Origin of the sequence: Haliscomenobacter sp. (genome assembly GCF_033763495.1) — a bacterium.
Classification (GTDB): domain Bacteria; phylum Bacteroidota; class Bacteroidia; order Chitinophagales; family Saprospiraceae; genus Haliscomenobacter.
Genome location: NZ_JANRKL010000095.1, coordinates 73,532 through 91,451, shown reverse-complemented (window position 1 = coordinate 91,451; position 17,920 = coordinate 73,532). Strand labels below are relative to the sequence as shown.

12 protein-coding genes and 2 tRNA genes are annotated in these 17,920 nt (G+C 47.0%); 10 read left to right on the top strand and 4 right to left on the bottom strand.

Annotated features, from left to right (window positions below; genetic code table 11):
- Window positions 1–5: 5 nt before the first annotated feature.
- From SFV55_RS10160 to rseP, 4 genes are all read right to left on the bottom strand, one after another.
- Window positions 6–87 (bottom strand) — tRNA-Leu (locus SFV55_RS10160).
- A 1-nt stretch (window position 88) separates the two neighbouring features.
- A tRNA-Leu gene (locus tag SFV55_RS10155) sits at window positions 89–175 on the bottom strand.
- 53 nt (window positions 176–228) lie between these two features.
- Window positions 229–753: an iron-sulfur cluster co-chaperone HscB C-terminal domain-containing protein gene (locus SFV55_RS10150; protein ID WP_320029383.1), complete on the bottom strand. Its 525-nt coding sequence runs from the start codon at window positions 751–753 to the stop codon at window positions 229–231.
- A gap of 105 nt (window positions 754–858) precedes the next feature.
- The gene (gene rseP / locus SFV55_RS10145; RefSeq protein ID WP_413776700.1) at window positions 859–2,190 is read right to left on the bottom strand and encodes an RIP metalloprotease RseP; all 1,332 of its coding nucleotides are present in this window, start codon (window positions 2,188–2,190) and stop codon (window positions 859–861) included.
- Between the two features lie 206 nt (window positions 2,191–2,396).
- On the opposite strand from rseP, the gene SFV55_RS10140 reads away from it, so the two are divergent.
- The 10 genes from SFV55_RS10140 to SFV55_RS10095 all read left to right on the top strand — a co-directional run bounded on the left by SFV55_RS10140 (window position 2,397) and on the right by SFV55_RS10095 (window position 17,919).
- Entirely contained in the window at window positions 2,397–3,101 is a 705-nt protein-coding gene (locus SFV55_RS10140; RefSeq protein ID WP_320029382.1) for a 16S rRNA (uracil(1498)-N(3))-methyltransferase, read from the top strand.
- A 76-nt stretch (window positions 3,102–3,177) separates the two neighbouring features.
- Window positions 3,178–3,831 (top strand): DUF4159 domain-containing protein, encoded by a 654-nt coding sequence (locus SFV55_RS10135; protein WP_320029381.1) that lies wholly within the window; start codon window positions 3,178–3,180, stop codon window positions 3,829–3,831.
- A gap of 190 nt (window positions 3,832–4,021) precedes the next feature.
- On the top strand, window positions 4,022–5,818 hold the full coding sequence (locus SFV55_RS10130; RefSeq protein WP_413776699.1) for an SGNH/GDSL hydrolase family protein: 1,797 nt from the start codon (window positions 4,022–4,024) through the stop codon (window positions 5,816–5,818).
- Window positions 5,815–8,847: an exo-alpha-sialidase gene (locus SFV55_RS10125; RefSeq protein ID WP_320029379.1), complete on the top strand. Its 3,033-nt coding sequence runs from the start codon at window positions 5,815–5,817 to the stop codon at window positions 8,845–8,847. Before SFV55_RS10130 ends, SFV55_RS10125 begins: the two co-directional genes overlap by 4 nt.
- 55 nt (window positions 8,848–8,902) lie before the next feature.
- On the top strand, window positions 8,903–10,372 hold the full coding sequence (locus SFV55_RS10120; protein WP_320029378.1) for a sulfatase: 1,470 nt from the start codon (window positions 8,903–8,905) through the stop codon (window positions 10,370–10,372).
- 65 nt (window positions 10,373–10,437) lie between these two features.
- A complete protein-coding gene (locus tag SFV55_RS10115; protein ID WP_320029377.1) occupies window positions 10,438–11,517 on the top strand; it encodes a Gfo/Idh/MocA family oxidoreductase in 1,080 nt (359 codons plus the stop codon).
- 98 nt (window positions 11,518–11,615) lie between these two features.
- On the top strand, window positions 11,616–11,978 hold the full coding sequence (locus SFV55_RS10110) for a GxxExxY protein (protein ID WP_320029376.1): 363 nt from the start codon (window positions 11,616–11,618) through the stop codon (window positions 11,976–11,978).
- Between the two features lie 309 nt (window positions 11,979–12,287).
- Window positions 12,288–13,751, top strand: a complete 1,464-nt coding sequence (locus tag SFV55_RS10105) for an adenosine deaminase (RefSeq protein WP_320029375.1) — start codon at window positions 12,288–12,290, stop codon at window positions 13,749–13,751.
- On the top strand, window positions 13,748–16,342 hold the full coding sequence (locus SFV55_RS10100) for a glycoside hydrolase family 95 protein (protein ID WP_320029374.1): 2,595 nt from the start codon (window positions 13,748–13,750) through the stop codon (window positions 16,340–16,342). Before SFV55_RS10105 ends, SFV55_RS10100 begins: the two co-directional genes overlap by 4 nt.
- A gap of 308 nt (window positions 16,343–16,650) precedes the next feature.
- Entirely contained in the window at window positions 16,651–17,919 is a 1,269-nt protein-coding gene (locus SFV55_RS10095) for a hypothetical protein (RefSeq protein WP_320029373.1), read from the top strand.
- Window position 17,920: the final 1 nt, after the last annotated feature.

Genomic DNA, 17,920 nt, shown 5'->3' with positions numbered 1-17,920 from the left:
CTTTGTGCCGAAGAAGGGACTCGAACCCCCACGCCCGAAGGCACACGCACCTGAAACGTGCGCGTCTACCAATTTCGCCACTTCGGCATGGTACCGGAGGCGGGACTCGAACCCGCACACTGTTGCCAATACTGGATTTTGAATCCAGCGCGTCTACCAATTCCGCCACTCCGGCCTCCTATCAAAGATGAGCAAAAGAACTGTTTCTTTTGCTTTGTCCGCCTTTTTTCAACTGCGGTGCGCAAATGTAGAAAGGTTTTCTTTTATGCGCAATAGGTAACGTTTTTTTAAGTAAAAATTTTTGATCTGGTTTAGTTCCTCAGCGCTTGATTTTTCTTCTGAATAGCCTTGGATGAGGCCTTCAACCTCGTCCAAAAGTTCCTTTTCTGCACTTTCAACTCCCTGTTTTACAGTCTCAAAAACCGCTTGGTCAAAATCGAATTCCAATTCCATCAACTGCTCGTTGATGTCCATCATTTCGAGTAAAAAATTTTTCGGAATTTCGTTCTGACCTTCTACCAAAAGCCCTTTTTCTTCCAAAATGTACTTCATCCTCTGGTCAAAATCGCTTAAAGTGCGATAAGCTTCATTATTGAGGCTCGACAATTGAAGGATTTCTGCTTGCTTGGCATCTGATTCCAGGGTGTAAAAATCGGGATGGTACTTTTTGCTATTGCTCAAGTAGCGTTTGCGCAGGTCAGCCTCGTCGAGCACAAAACGGACGGGGAGATCGAAGAATTGAAAGAAACGCATGAGGGAAGTTGAAAGGGTTGAGGAAGGTTGTGGGAGGTTGAGGCTCCGCAGCCACTTGGACATGTCCTTGTCTAAGCTGCTGCGGACCCTCAACCTTCCTTAACTTTATTTAAACAATCTGAAGATATCTAAACCATTGGCAAACAACACTAAGCCAATTACAATGATAAAGCCAAGAATAGTAGCATACTCCATGAATTTGTCGCTGGGTTTGCGGCCAGAAACGATTTCGTAAAGCAAGAACATTACGTGGCCGCCATCAAGGGCAGGAATAGGCAAGAGGTTCATAAAAGCGAGAACCAGAGATAATACTGCTGTCATTCGCCAGAAGCGTTCCCAACTCCAAATATCTCCGAACATGGTCGCAATTGAACCAAATCCTCCGACACTTTCTTTAAAGTCAATGTTGCCTCTAAACATTTGTCCATAAGCTTTCATCTGATCTCCCAAAAATCTGACCCCAGCTTTGACTCCAGCCGGCAAAGCTTGTCCAAGAGTGTATTTTTTGGTGTCAAAGTCAAAATCCTCGTAAGAATTGCCCACACCGATTTTTCCTTCTTTGGTGGTAGTAAGGGGGAAGATCAGTGTATCTTTTTTATTCCGAAGGATGGTGAGCTTTATGGGCTTCTCTTTCAGTTGGACCACTATTTTGGTGACTTGATGGTAATAGGGTGTAGACTTACCATTTACCGCAATAATCTGATCCTTTAATTGCAGTTTGGCTTTTTCCGCAGGGGACTTTTTACCAATGACGCCGATAACAAAAGGAGCTCTCAATCCATACAATCCTTCATCTTTGCTGTCATAACTTGAAAGAATCTTCACGAACTTAGGGTCGATTGGAAGGGATATTTTTTCGCCATTCCGCTCGATTTCCAAATTTTTTGCATTGTTGATTACAATCTCTCGGCGTACCAGATTATCCCCAAATTCTTTAAGCTTTTTACCATTAATTGCCAGAACATTATCCCCGTCCTTTAAGCCCAGCTCTGCGCCCAACTTACTCACGGCAATACCATACTTTGCATTTTGGCTAGGTAAAAAAGATTCACCCCAAGTCCAGAGCACCATTCCGTAAAGGAAAAAGCCCAAAATAAAATTGACGGTAACACCACCCAACATAATGATCAGGCGTTGCCAGGCTGGTTTGGATCGGAATTCCCAAGGTTGAGGAGGGCCGGCCATCTGTTCACGATCCATACTCTCGTCGATCATGCCCGAAATTTTGACATAGCCACCCAAGGGCAACCAGCCAATGCCATATTCAGTCTCACCTTTTTTTATTTTGAAGAGGGAAAACCAAGGGTCAAAGAAGAGGTAGAATTTTTCGACGCGGGTTTTGAACCAGCGCGCTGGAAAAAAGTGCCCCATTTCGTGCAACACTATCAAAATGGACAGGCTCAAAAATAATTGCCCCGCCATAATCAAATACCCCATAATTGCTTTTTGATTTTATTTTCGCAGTTGTTTAACATTGTGGGGGAAGTTTAGGTTTGCCCCATGTGGGCAAATGTAAGAAAAAATAGACTTGTGCAGCCTTCAGGCTGTAATGCAAGTCTTATATTTGGACGAAATGCCCAAATTTTTCGAATAGCACCCCTTGGAATACATTAGTCTATCAAGTTTAAGTTTTATTTCGCCTTATGAACATTTTTTTTGCTTCGAATATTGTTGGAGACTTGTTGGAGTTTGATGAAGAAGAGATTCGCCATCTGCAAGTGTTGCGCTATAAACCCGGGGACCAAATTCAGGTGGTGGATGGCAAAGGCAACTGGTATGTGGCCGAATTGATAGACTTGGGCAAAAAACGGGTTTTGACCAAAGTGATTGAACGTACCATCAGTGCTCAACGAAAACCTTATCACCTTCACCTGGCGATTGCACCTACCAAAAATATAGATCGACTAGAATGGTTTTTGGAAAAAGCTACAGAAATTGGAGTGGATGAAATCACGCCCATCCTTTGCCGAAATTCAGAGCGTACCCAGATTCGCCTAGATCGTTTGGAAAAAATCCTGCTTTCGGCGATGAAACAGTCGCTCAAAGTTTATTTACCAAAATTAAACCCATTGACCCCCCTCAAAACGTTTATACTGGAACAAGGCGACTTTGCCGGGCAAAAATGCATTGCCTGGATCAGCGATCCGCCTGGAAAATTGTTGCAACAAACGTATATTCCAGCGCAAAATGTGATCGTGGTCATCGGTCCGGAAGGTGATTTTGCGCCCGATGAAATTGAATTGGCACAGAAAAACTATTTTGTACCCGTAAGTTTGGGCCAAAGTCGACTGCGTACCGAAACGGCGGGCGTTGTGGCAGTACATACGATTGAATTGATGAATGGCTAAAAAGTTAAAATCTTCTGGTCGCTGAGCGAAGCCGAAGCGCTGGAAGATTTTAACTTTTAGCCCTAAATAATCCATTATGTTCCTATTGATCTTGTTGTTGAGTCTATTTACGCCAGGCCAAACTAGCCCCGGCCCGGCAGGTATGAAACTGGCTTTGTTGAAGTACAATGGTGGTGGCGACTGGTACGCCAACCCTACTGCCTTGCCCAATCTGGCGCGTTTTTGCAACCAGAACCTGGGCACCGCCCTGGACATCGAATACGCTACGGTAGAAGTAGGTAGCCCTGAATTGTTCAATTTCCCCTTCCTCCACATGACCGGGCACGGCAACGTGGTTTTTTCCGACATGGAGGCGCAAAACCTGCGGCAATACCTCCTTGCTGGTGGTTTTTTGCACATCGACGACAACTATGGGATGGACCCTTTTGTACGGGTGGCCATGAAAAAAGTGTTCCCGGAATTGGAGTTCACCGAGCTACCTTTTAATCATGAAATTTACCGTCAGAAATATGCCTTCTCTGGTGGACTACCCAAAATCCACAAACACGACGACAAACCCGCCCAAGGTTATGGCCTGACCTGGCAGGGGAGGCTGATCTGTTTTTATTCTTTTGAATGCGATTTGGGTGACGGTTGGGAAGATCAGGATGTCCACAATGATACGCCGGAAGCACGCGCCAATGCCCTGAAAATGGGAGCGAATTTGGTGCAGTATGCGTTTCAACAGTAGGTAAAGATTAGGATTCAATTTTTTTGTATCCTAATTTTTAATGATCATTTACCCGGCTACGGCATATTTCCCAGCTCATCGGGATAGGTTTTTCATGGCAGAGTTCTTTTGGTTATTAGGTGAATAACCTTGTGAATTTATTGCTTTTTCACTATCGTTGCAAGGAATTGCCTACAGCCTACAAACGATCATGCCAATGAAAAACCAGCTTTATTCGCTTATCACATGCCTAACACTCCTTCTTTTTGGCTTTTTTTTACCCCATTTACCCGCTCAAAATCTCCAATGGTGGAAACCCGCTGACTCCCCATTCCCGGTTATCGATGGCCGAGCCTGGTCATCAGAACTGAAAGATACCCTTCAACGCCTACCTGGTCGAGCCAAAAGCCTGGTTCGCCCAGCCGTTTGGGGCTTATCTCAGCAGCCTGCTGGGCTTTTCCTGCGCTTTTTTAGCAATGCTCCTCAAATCAAAGTTCGGTATCAAATTGTGGGCAACCCTGCCATGCCACACATGCCCGCAACTGGGGTGAGTGGAGTGGATTTATACGCCATCGACAGCGACGGCACCTGGCATTTTTGCACGGGTAAATACAGCTTTAAAGATACCGTAGAATACAATTTTGACAAGCTAAGTCCCTCAGATAAGTACCACCAATTGGGGCGTGAGTTCCGCCTGTATTTGCCTCTGTACAAAGCCATTTCCGGGTTGGAAATTGGTGTGACTGAGGGCAGCAAGTTTACCCCCTTACCATTGATGCAGGAGAAACCCATCGTGGTTTACGGTACCTCAATCGCCCAGGGTGCCTGTGCCTCACGCCCTGGAATGGCCTGGACCAATATTTTGTCGCGCAAATTGGATCGTCCGGTGATCAACCTGGGCTTTTCGGGCAATGGCCGCCTGGAACCGGAACTGATCGATTTGATCAATGAAATCGACGCCAAAGTAATTGTGCTGGATTGTTTGCCCAATATGACCACCGAAAGATTTACCCAGCCCGAATTGCAAAAACGCATCGTCGAAGCAGTCAACAAAATTCGGGCGAAACATCCCACAACTCCTATCTTGTTCACTGAACACGCCGGCTATTCTGAAGGCTTCATGGTGCCTACCCGCCAAATTTTTTACCAAGAAGCCAATCAGAGTTTACAAACTGCGGTGGACCAGCTGAGGTTTCAGGATTTTAAGGGCTTGCACACCCTGACTTTTAAGGAAATCAATTTTGATCTGGATGCTACAGTAGATGGTACCCATCCCAATGATTATGGCATGATGTTGCAAGCGCAAGCATATGAAAAAAAATTGCGTTTGATTCTGCAAGAACCTATTGGAAGCCTGGTCACCCAAATTCCGGTTCGCCAAAGTCGGGAACCTGGTAGCTACAATTGGGAAGAACGCCACAATACCATCAAAACCTTACACGCAACCGAGCCAGGTAAAATCCTTTTCATCGGCAATTCCATCACCCACAACTGGGGTGGTAGCCCCCTGAACAATCGCATTAAAGGTGCGGACTCCTGGGCGCAATACCTCGAACCACTGCAAGTCCGCAATCTGGGTTTTGGATGGGACCGCATCGAGAATGTGCTTTGGAGGGTGTATCATGATGAACTAGCGGGCATCCAACCCGAAAAAATTGTGCTCAACATTGGCACCAACAACCTGTTGATCAACACGGATGAAGAAATTGTAGCGGGCCTGGCTTTTTTGCTGGAAGCCATCAAAACTCGTCAGCCAAAGGCAAAAATTTATGTGCTTGGCCTTTACCCCCGCCGGGAGCGAGAAACCCGAATTCAGCAATTGAACACCAAGATTCAGCTGATGTGCAGAAACCAAGGGGTGAATTATGCCAACATCGGCACCGTACTTTTGCAGCCTACCGGCAAAATTGATGAAAAACTCTTTTCGGACGGCCTGCATCCCAATGCCGAAGGGTACCAACGTTTGGGTAAAACATTGCTGACTGTGCTTAATCCTCCCAAGAAATGAGACTTCTGATTTTATGCTGCGCCTGCCTGTTGGCGCAAGGCCTCTGGGGCCAATCCAACATCGAAACGGTTGTCTTTCAAAACGGAGACGAAGGCTACAAGTGCTACCGCATTCCCGCCATCGTCAAAGCCCCCAATGGCAATTTGCTCGCCTTCGCCGAAGCCCGCCGCAACTCTTGCAGCGATCACGGTGATGTTCGCATCGTACTCAAACGCAGTACTGACAATGGCCAAACCTGGACTGGTTTTCAAACTGTAGCCGAAAATGGCGACCTGCAAGCTGGCAACCCAGCACCTGTTTTTGACCTGAGTGACAAACGTTTCCCTCAGGGCCGCCTTTTTTTGTTCTACAATACGGGGACGGGTTCCGAAGCCGAGGTGCGCAATGGCAAAGCCATGCGCGATGTGTGGTACAAAACCAGCACCGATGCCGGCCAAACCTGGTCGGCACCTGTCAACATCACCCGCTTTGTGTCCAAACCCAGGCAGCCGCAGATCAGCCCCGCCTACAATTTTAAAGAAGACTGGCGGCATTACGCCAATACTCCGGGGCATGCCCTACAAGTGAGTGCGGGCCCTTATCGTGGCCGCATTTTTGTAGCAGCAAACCATTCTGCTGGCCCTGCTCAGGACCAGGGTAGAGACTACTGGGCGCATGGGTTTTTTAGCGACGATCACGGCAAAACCTGGAAACTTACACCTGATGTAGCCTATGCAGGTAGCAATGAAAGTACCGCCGCCGAATTGTCGAATGGTGGAATTTTGTTGAACTGCCGCAACCAATCCGGGGATACCAAGCACCGGATTATGGCCAGTAGTAAAAATGCTGGGACAAAATGGGATACCATCTACGTCGAACGGCAATTGCCTGATCCCGTTTGTGAAGGTAGTATGCTCAACTACACCACCAAATCGGGCCAAAAGTGGCTGCTTTTTAGCAACCTGGAACACCAAAACAAGCGAGAAAACCTAGTGCTCAAGGTGAGCACCGACGAAGGGCAAAGCTGGTACAAGGCTAAAACCATTTACGCAGGTGCCTCGGCTTATTCCGATCTGGTCATTCAACAAGATCAAAAAATCGGAGTTTTGTACGAAAAGGACGGCTACGCCAAAATCGTTTACGCCCAAGTCAAGCCTGAAAGCCTTTTTGATTTACATCAAGTCACCCAAACTGACCTTTGGAAGGGCTTCGAGCGGGTGCATTTTCAATTGGATCAACAACGGGCCTATTTCGTCAAACCAAAACAGGCACTGCCAGGGAATCCCTGGGTCTGGCGCGCATCTTTTCCAGACTGGCACACCGAAATGGACAGTTTGTTGCTGGCTCGCGGCTTTCATGTCGTTTTTGTACATGTCGATGATCAGTACGGCAGCCCTGCTGCGATGCAGACCTGGGATCAGGTGTACAATCATTTGGTGGAAAAACTGGATTTTGCTCCCAAAGTTGCGCTGGAAGCGGTCAGCCGCGGTGGCCTTTACGCCTACGCCTGGGCCAAACGCAACCCGGACAAGGTGAGTTGCATCTACGCAGAGGGGCCCGTTTGTGACTTCAAAAGCTGGCCTGGTGGCAAGGGAAAGGGGGCAGGAGACCCCAAAAGTTGGGCGCAGTTGTTGCAAGTCCTGAAACTGACTGAAGCCGAAGCTCTTGCCTTTAAGGACAACCCCATTGACAATCTGGAAGGGCTGGCGTCGTTCAAAGTACCCATTTTACACGTCATCTCCAACTCGGATAAAATTGTGCCTTCGGATGAAAACACTTATCCATTGGTGCAAAAATACACCGCCTTGGGAGGCCCCGCCACCATCTATCCGGTGACGGCTGGTCCCCAAACCCTGGAAGGTCACCATTATCCCATCCAACGCGCGGCAGAGTGGGCCGATTTTATCATGGATAACACCTACCCAGTCAAAAAGCCGCTGCCCAATCGGGATTATTTTCAAACGCGCAATGGGCTGGCTAATTTTCAACAGGTAATTGCGCGGGATAAAAAGGCGACGGTAGCTTTTTTAGGCGGTTCCATTACTTTCAATAAGGGTTGGCGGGACAAAACTTCTGCCTATTTACAGGAACGTTTTCCCGATGTACAGTTCACCTTTATCGCAGCGGGGATTCCTTCGCTGGGTAGTGTACCGCACGCATTTCGGGTGCAGCATGATATCCTGGACATGGGCAAGGTTGATCTCCTATTTGTAGAAGCAGCCGTAAACGACCGTACCAACGGTACCGATAGCCTGACCCAAATTCGGGCGCTGGAAGGCATCATCCGCCATGCCAAACGCAGCAACCCGAAAGTGGACATTGTGATGATGGCTTTTGCTGAACCCAGCAATATTCAGCAATACGAGCAAGGGAAAATCCCGCTGGAAGTTAAAAATCAGGAGTTGTTGGCCGGGCATTACCATTTACCATCCATCAACCTATCGAAGTTGGTGCAGGAAAAAATTGCTGCGAAAGAATTCAGTTGGGCGGACGATTTTAAGGATTTGCATCCTTCGCCCTTTGGGCAGGAATTGTACTATTCGGCGATCAAAAGTTTGTTCACCACTTGTTTTCAACAGCCCCAAACGGCGGTTTCTACCTTTCCACCTGCTTTAAACAAAGGTAGTTTTGAAAAGGGGAAATACCTGGGACTTGAAAATGCACAGTTGGACAACAACTGGAAAATAGACCCCAATTGGACACCCACAGATGGCTTGCCTACACGGGATGGTTTTGTCAAACGACCTATGCTGATTGCTACAACGCCAGGGAGCCAGTTCAACCTGTCATTTAATGGAACTTCCATAGGCATTGCAATCGTTTCGGGTGGAGACGCAGGGGTATTGGAGTACTCCATCGATGGGAAACCTTACGCCAAACTGGACTTGTACACCCGTTGGAGTGGGCAACTCCATTTGCCTTGGTATCTCGTATTGGGGGCAGATTTGAAACAGGGGAAACATACTTTGAATTTGAAAATTAGTGGGGATAAAAACGCCAACAGCAATGGAAACGCTTGTCGTATCGTTTATTTTTTACTGAATGAATAATTTTAATCTGAGTTTTTGTTTTTTCCCAAAATAACCAAATCAAAACTGTGTTTCCATGAACTGTAACAACAAGCCAGCTTCATCCCTGTTTTTATTGTTGGTTCTGGGTTTGATTACTGCCTGCAAACCTACTGTCGATCCAACAGCAAAACCCAACATCCTTTTCATCCTCGCCGACGACTGGAGCTATCCCTTTGCCAGCATCTATGCAGATTCCCCCATCCATACCCCCAATCTGGAACGATTGGCCACGATGGGAATGGTCTTTACCCATGCCTTTTGTGCCACGCCATCCTGTACCCCTTCCCGCTCAGCCATTTTGACGGGGAAATACCCCCATAAATTAGGTGAAGGGGTAAACCTGGTGGGCAAACTGGATACTTCGGAAACGACCTATGTCAAATTGTTGCGACAACACGGCTACGCAGTTGCTTTTGACCGTAAGGGCTGGGCACCCGGCAAGTTTGAAAAAATGGGCTATAGTGAAAACCCGGCCGGGCACCAGCAAGAATTTGGCGCTTTTCTGGACAGCCTCGACAACAAAAAGCCCTTTTGTTTTTGGTGGGGCACCAACGACCCACACCGCCCATACACCCGGGGTCATGGACGAAAAGTGGGCATCGACTCTACAAAACTAAGTGTACCCAAATTTTTGCCCGATTTGCCCGATGTACGGGGGGATCTGGCCGATTATTACGCCGAAATAAAACGGGTAGATCGCGAAATTGGCGCACTTTTGAAAGAATTGGAAGACAAAGGCCTGCTGGAGAATACCATGATTGTGGTTACGGGAGACAATGGCATGCCTTTTCCTCGGGCCAAAGCCAATTTGTACGATTACGGTACCCGGGTGCCACTGGTGATCAGTTTTCCCAAAAGATTCAAACGCAATCGCCGCTCGGAAACCTTCGTCAACCTCATTGACCTGATGCCTACGTTTTTGGAAGTGGCTGGGGTGCCTTTGCCCAAAGACCTTGATGGCAGTAGCTTAGTTCCCATTTTAGCGGGAAAAAAGCAGGAGCATCGGGACGAGGTGTTTTTGGAAAGGGAGCGGCATTGTATGTGCCGGAAAAACGAGCTGGGGTATCCGGGGTACCCTATGCGGGCCATTCGGACCAAGGAATACCTTTACATCCTCAACCTTCGGCCTCAGCGGATGCCTGCAGGGGATCCCACCATCCCTGGAACGCCCTCCGAATATGGCGATGTAGACGGCGGACCGACCAAAGCCTACATGATGGACCATGCGATGGAGGACAATGTGCGTACTTTTTTCCAAATCGGCTTTGACAAGCGCCCCAGAGAGGAATTGTACGACGTTCGGGCCGATCCCTTCAACGTCAACAACTTGGCCCAATATCCCAAATACGGACGACTCAAAAAGAACTTGCAATTGAAGTTGGACATTTGGATGTCGCAAAATGAAGACCCACGCTGGCATGGCGGCGGCGATGAAATTGACCGATACCCAACTTATGATAAAGCCTGGATTACCAAATGGGACATCGTTTTTTTTGACGAATAAAAATTTTTTCTTCCTTTTTCTGGTACCGGAAGGATATTTTTACCCCCAAATAACACATCGGATCAATGAAAAATAGCTCCAACAAAGTACTCGTAGTCGGTTGCGGCAACATGGGCACCTCTCATGCATTTGCCTATCAATTATTGGACGGTTTTGAAATTTGTGGCATCGTATCTACGGGCAAGAGCAAAGAAGTGCTGAATGAAAAACTGGGCGGTGGATACCCACTGTATTCAGATTATACCCAGGCATTAGCCGAAACCAAACCCGACGCTGTTTGTATTTCGACTTATCCTGATACCCACGAACAGTTTTGTATTCAGGCTTTGGAAGCAGGTTGTCATGTGTTCATCGAAAAACCCATTGCAGATACCGTGGAAGGGGCCGAAAGGGTAGTAGCTGCTGCGCAAAAAGCCGATAAAAAAGTGGTGGTGGGTTATATTTTGCGACATCACCCTTCCTGGGCCAAGTTTGTTGAAATTGCTCAGGAATTGGGCAAACCACTGGTGATGCGGATGAACCTCAACCAACAAAGCCATGGCTACATGTGGGACGTACACCGCAATTTGATGAAAAGCCTGAGCCCCATCGTGGACTGTGGTGTGCATTACATTGATGTGATGTGCCAAATGACACGCTCCAAACCCATCCGGGTAAGTGCCATCGGCGCCCGGATGACCAACGACATTCCAACAACCAACTACAACTATGGCCAGCTCCAAATCCATTTTGAAGACGGCTCAGTGGGTTGGTACGAGGCGGGTTGGGGGCCAATGATGAGTGAAACGGCCTTTTTTGTAAAGGATGTGATTGGCCCCAAAGGTTGTGTGTCTATTGTGGCTAAAGATGCGGGTGCTGCGGGTAAATCGGACAATGTGGACTCCCACACCAAAACGGAATCCTTGCGTTGGCACCATGCTGACATTGATGCCACCAATGAATTCACCCGGCCGGATGAATGGATCGATCTTCAGGATGAGCCTGATCACCAGGAGTTGTGCAATCGGGAGCAACGCTATTTTTTGAAAGCTATTCAGGAAAATCTGGATTTGACGGATCATTTGGCGGATGCAGTGAATAGTTTGAAGGTCGCTTTTGCCTGCGATGAATCCGTACGCACAGGGGAGATGGTGCAGCTGGACTAATTTCTTTTTCCGCCTATGGCGGGTTTTTTAGCCACAAATGACACAAATTTTCACAAATTGGGGCACAAACTGCGTTTGCGCCTCGGGATATCCTAAGGATGGAGGAGTATTTGTACAAAACTGAGAATTATAAGCTAGTTGGGCTGTGTATGGAAATCCATAGGATACTGGGCAGTGGGTTATTGGAAGTGGTGTATAAAGATGCCTTAGAGTATGAACTGCAACTAAACAAAATCCCGTATTCGCGTGAAAAAGAGTACTCAGTTTATTATAAGGGCAAATTGCTGCCACATCAATTTTATGCTGATTTTGTGGTATACGATAATATTGTTGTGGAGGTAAAGGCTTTGAATGAGATTACCAAAGAACACATAGCCCAAACCATCAACTACATCAAACTAGCAAGAGGAAAATTGGGGATCATCATAAATTTCGGCGCTGCTGAGCTTCAACACAAATGAATCATTGTATAGGAATCGGCAAGCAACAAATCTTAGACTAGCCGACCAGCACAAACGCAGTTTGTGCCCCAATTTGTGAAAATTTGTGTCATTTGTGGCCACTTAAATCCGCTGCAAGCGGAATAAATTACTGGCTGTAAGAAATTAACTTGCCCGCCTATGGCGAGTTTTTTAGCCACAAATGACACAAATTTTCACAAATTCAAGCACAAATTTCGTTTGCGCTTACAACAAAGGCATATAGAAAATATGTGTTCGAACTTTTTGTTAAAAACTAAAACTTTTATAGGCACTAAAAACACCTAAGTCATGTTTAAATTCTTTGTCAGATTGTCCCTTTTACTGATGTTCTTTGCTTCAGCCTTCACTGTACCGGGCCAGGTGAGTGCGGAAAAATACATTTCCGATTACCTCAATTCCATCCGCGACAACCGCGCGCTGCTCACCGCATTTTTCCAACAAATGCCCAAAGGTGGCGACCTGCACAACCACTTTTCCGGCTCCATTTACGCCGAGAGCTACTTTGATTACGCCCTAAAAGCAGACTTTTGGGTGAACCTCAAAACCCTGACCCTGTACGACAAAGCACCCGCTCCCAGCGCAGACATCAAACGATTCAGCGAAGTCAAAGCCGCTGGAGGCCTCGATGACCTGCGCTACCAGCTGTTGCGCTTTTGGTCCATCAAAGACTATTTCGAAGGCGACGAAGCCAGCGACAAACACTTCTTTGATGCCTTCGATAAATTTGACCTGGCTAGTAAAGGCCTGGCGCAGGACGGACTCCTTGAACTCAAACAACGCGCCAAAGCAGAGAATGTACAGTACATCGAGTTGATGTACCGCTCGGCCAAACATGGTCTGGATTTGTCCGATTTGAAAAACTACGCTTTTGTACTAGATTCCTTGCAGAGGCAAAAAAACAGTACTGGTCTTGCAGTGGTGCTCGATACCTTATATGCCAAATTTATCCGTAAAGGTGTTGAAAGCAAAGTACAGGATTACACCCAAGCCATTGAAAAGACGCATCGGGAACTTTTGCTCGATGATTCGACCTTCACCATGCGTTTCCAGGGCTATGTAACTCGGGTTTTGGAAGATCAGGTTGCCCTATTTGGAAACCTCGTGGCTTCTTTTCTCTCGGCAGAGCGCAGTAACCTGATTGTGGGCGTTAACATCGTAGCACCCGAAGACAACCCCAATTCCATGCGCAATTACTGGTTGCACATGCATTTTTTTAAATGGTGTAAAAAACAATTCCCCACGGTGAAATTTTCAATGCACGCTGGAGAGTTGACCCTGGGTTTGGTGAAACCCGAAGAATTGAATTGGCACATCAACGCTGCGGTTCGAGAAGCTGGTGCTCATCGCATTGGGCACGGGGTAGATTTGGCCTATGAAAACAAGGTGTATGACCTGCTTAAACTGATGCAGACTCAACAAGTAGCCGTAGAAATCAACCTGACCAGTAACGAATACATCCTGAAGGTAAAAGACGATCGGCATCCCATCACCCTATATCGCTCTTCCAAAGTGCCCATCGTCATTTCGACCGACGACGCAGGCATCCTACGCAGCAACCTTACCGAGCAATTCGTATTGTTGGCCAACCGCTACAAAAACATCTCATACGCCGAAATCAAACAATACATCCTGAATAGCATCAAATTCAGCTTCATTGAAGAGGAAAAACTGAAACTGAAATTGACCCACAACCTGCAACAGCAGCTGGCCAAATTTGAACAACAACTCCAACTGAGCCTCGTTAAAAAATGAAAAATTTCCTGTGTATCCAACTTTGGGTCTTGCTGATTCCAATCTGTGTTTCAGCGCAAAACAATACCCTACAATTGTGGTATGACCAACCCGCTAAACTTTGGTCGGAGGCTCTTCCGCTAGGCAATGGCTACATGGGCGCCATGGTTTTCGGTGATCCCATCCGTGAGCATCTGCAACTCAACGAAGGTACCCTCTATTCTGGCGACCCTCGTGGCACTTTTACCAACATCAACGTACGCCGGGCTTATCCACAGGTGATGGAGTTGCTCAAATCCAAAAAATACCAGGAAGCCCAGGCCATCATCACCAAAGAATGGCTGGGGCGCAACCACCAGATGTACCAGCCTATGAGCGACTTGTGGCTGAATTTTGCCCACGATTCAAGCCAAATCAAGGGCTATAAACGCAGCCTGGACCTCAATACAGCCACTGCTCACACTGAATACAAAATAGGCACAACTACTTACCGTCGCAGCTATTTCGCCAGTTATCCTGACCATATGGTGGTGCTAAAAATAAGCGCGACTGGACCTGATAAAATTAACTGTACCGTTCAACTTTCTACGCCACATCAGGCTACTGCTCAACAACGAGGCAATGGAAATGTGTTGCGGCTGTTGGGCCGTGCTCCGGGATTTGCCTTGCGCCGCAATTTTGATTTGGTGGAAAAATTGGGTGATCAACACAAGTACCCCGAATTGTATGAAAAAAGTGGAGCGCGCAAGCCCCAGGCCGCCAATTTTTTGTACCAAGATCAAGTCAATGGCCTCGGCATGGCCTTTGAAACCCGTTTGAAAGTGCTTCACATGGGTGGTGCCATCAGCCAGCAAGGTGAAAAAATCAAAGTGCAAAATGTTAGTGAATTAACCATAATCTTGAGTGCAGCGACCAGTTACAATGGTTTTGACAAAAGTCCGGCTACCGAGGGTAAAAACCCCGCTGCGTTGCTGGACGCATTTTTTAAAGCCATTGAAACAAGGTCTTTTGCCAATTTGTACCAAAGGCATTTGTTGGATTACCAAAACTTGTTCAAAAGAGTTGAACTCAACCTGGCAGCAGAAACGGAACAATCTCAATTGCCCACTGACAGCCGGGTGGAATTGTTTGCAAATGGGCAAGACCCTGCTTTTGCGGCGCTCTATTTCCAATACGGGCGTTACTTGATGATTGCTGGTTCTCGCCCCGGGGGGCAACCACTCAATTTGCAAGGCATCTGGAACGACCAAATGACCCCGCCCTGGAATGGCGCTTATACCATCAACATCAACGCCCAAATGAACTACTGGCCAGCCGAGATCGCCAATCTCGCCGAATGCCAGGAGCCTTTTTTTCGCGCCATCAAAGAACTGGCCATCAATGGTCGCGAAACGGCGCGCAACATGTACGGCAATTCCGGCTGGGTGGCCCACCACAACATGGACATCTGGCGGCACGCCGAACCCGTGGACAACTGTGCTTGTTCCTTTTGGCCAATGGGCGGGGGCTGGTTGACGAGCCATTTGTGGGAACATTACCTGTTCAGCGGTGATCAACAATTTTTGAAAAATGAGGTTTTTCCATTGCTCAAAGGGGTGGTGGAGTTTTACCAAGACTGGTTGTTAAAAAACGAGCAGGGATACCTACTTACCCCAGTCGGTCATTCACCAGAGCAGAATTTTGTGTACGAAGACAACAAACAAGCCACCTTCAGCCCCGGCCCCACCATGGACATGGCGATTGTACGGGAGGCTTTTGCCCACTACCTTGAAGCTGCCCAATTGTTGCAATTGAAAGACCCGATGGTGGATTCCGTGCGCCAGCAACTGAGCCAATTGTTGCCCTACCAAATCGGCAAATACGGCCAATTGCAGGAATGGTCCGAAGATTTTGAAGATGGAGATGTACAGCATCGCCACATCTCGCACCTCTACGCCATTCACCCCAGCAATCAAATTACCCAACAAAGTTCACCGGAATTGATGTCAGCGGTGCAACGAGTTATGGAGCGTCGGGGCGATTTTGCCACGGGCTGGTCGATGGGCTGGAAAGTCAACATTTGGGCCCGGCTCTTCGACGGCGATCATGCCCTGAAACTGATCACCAACCTTTTTAAACTCGTGCGTACCAATGTTACCACCATGCAGGGTGGCGGCACTTATCCAAATCTCTTTGATGCTCATCCTCCTTTTCAAATCGACGGGAATTTTGGGGCTACGGCGGGCATTGCAGAAATGTTATTGCAGAGCCATGCCGGTGAAATTCACTTGTTGCCAGCCTTGCCGAAGGCCTGGCATACCGGGAGTGTGAAGGGTTTGCGGGCCAGGGGCGGTTTTGTAGTAGACATGGAATGGAAGGATGGAGTACTGGTACAGGCAACAATTCGCTCGACGCTGGGAGGAAATTGCAGGTTGCGGACAAATACCCAGGTGGAGGTGCAAAATGGACAAATTGTACAGGTGAAAGGGGAGAATGGGAATCGGTTGTTTGGGATCATCTCCCCAGGAACAGTGTTGATTAAAGAACCAGGCGTAGTGGGTAAAATAATTGTTAATGAGGGGTTTGTGGTTGATTTCCAGACGAAGAGGGGAGGGGTTTATGAGGTGAAATAGAGGTGAAATCCTAAGTAAATGCATTTTAAAATAAATTCTATCCAACCGAAAAAAAATCCCACAATTCACAAAATATATCACTCTCAGGTAAATTCGGATTTTGATATTTTACCTACCAGATTCATTTCCCAAAATTTAGCACAAACCACAATAAAACGCTTTATTTATAGGGATTCCAGATCTACTTTATTTCTTCGTTACTTCGCGCACCAGAATTTTTAAATAACAGAAAAAATAGCAGGACAAAAGAGGGGACATTATCTTGCAATCCAACACAATGAAACGGAAATTAAATTCATTACAAAAAGATGAAAGTAGTAATTTTTTTGGCGTTGATTGCTGCCTCAATTTTGCTTTATCTAAGATTCAGCAAGCGACCTAATGCAAAAGAAAAAGTATTTACCTATGGCCCCTTTACCATTAAAGCAGCCGCAAGTACTAGTTTTGCGGCTGATTTGAAGCATGGGCATGTCAAACAAACGGATGTAGGCTACTCCATCTTTTATGAAGGGAAGTCCATCCAGTTTCCCAAAAAACTGGAAACCAACACTGGCCTGCCTTTTTTGTGGAAAGTGTTTGCATTGCCTGGAGCACCGACCCCCAGTCTCATTGCGGGTAGCCAAAGCTTGTACCTCATTTACGTGCAGGACAAAACGCTGGTGGTAGAACCACTGGTAGAACAAAGTTCAGAATTCGCCTCTTTACAATTTTTGGACAGTGAAAATGGACAACCTGGGCCTTATAACGAAGTTTTTATGGATAGTGATCCAGCCAAAATGGAAACCCTTAATCGATTGGAGGGTGGGCGCTTTTTGATGATCAGTCAGCACGCTGTCCTGGATGTAGAAACGCGAGCAATCAAGCCATTCAATACTCAGAACCTTAGCTTAGATAATTATTCCTTTCCCTCACCTCATGGAGCCCTGGCATTTTCTCCCGACCAGACCAGCGTGGTTTTTCATGCAGAATTTCAAAGTTGGAATACCCAGGATGAGAACTTTCCAGAAACAGAACATGGCCTGGTGGTGTATAATTTTCTGGATGACGCTGGCTACGTGCTGCCCTACAATGATTCTGAAACCCGGATGATCAATGTTGAAAAGATTGACGCTAAGTGGCTAAATACCTTTTTTGAATGGAAACAGGACAAAAATGGCAAGCTACAATTGCAGCAGCGTCAACTCGAAAAACTTCCACCCTGGGTTGGCACTTACGACTCAAGAGACCACTACTACACCCTTTATCCCGTTAAACCTGATATGTTACCCGTTTTTTTAAACTTTGTTTTGAACCAGATTGGAGGCTCTGAAGCCAATATTTTGGAAGATAAAACGGGTGAATATACCGGGAGGGGCCTGATTCTGGCGTCGGGTGAGCTAAAATTGGACATCAACTTCAAAGAAGATGAGCAAAAACTGACTTTTAGCAAACACCTCTATGCGGAAACCAGTCCCGAATACATTCAACTGGTTGAAAAAATAGCCAACGCATTTGACCAGGAACTAAGCACTGGAAAACACCAGGAACATTTCGGACGCATCACCAGCCTTGTTCGTAAACTTCGTGGAATAAACTGAA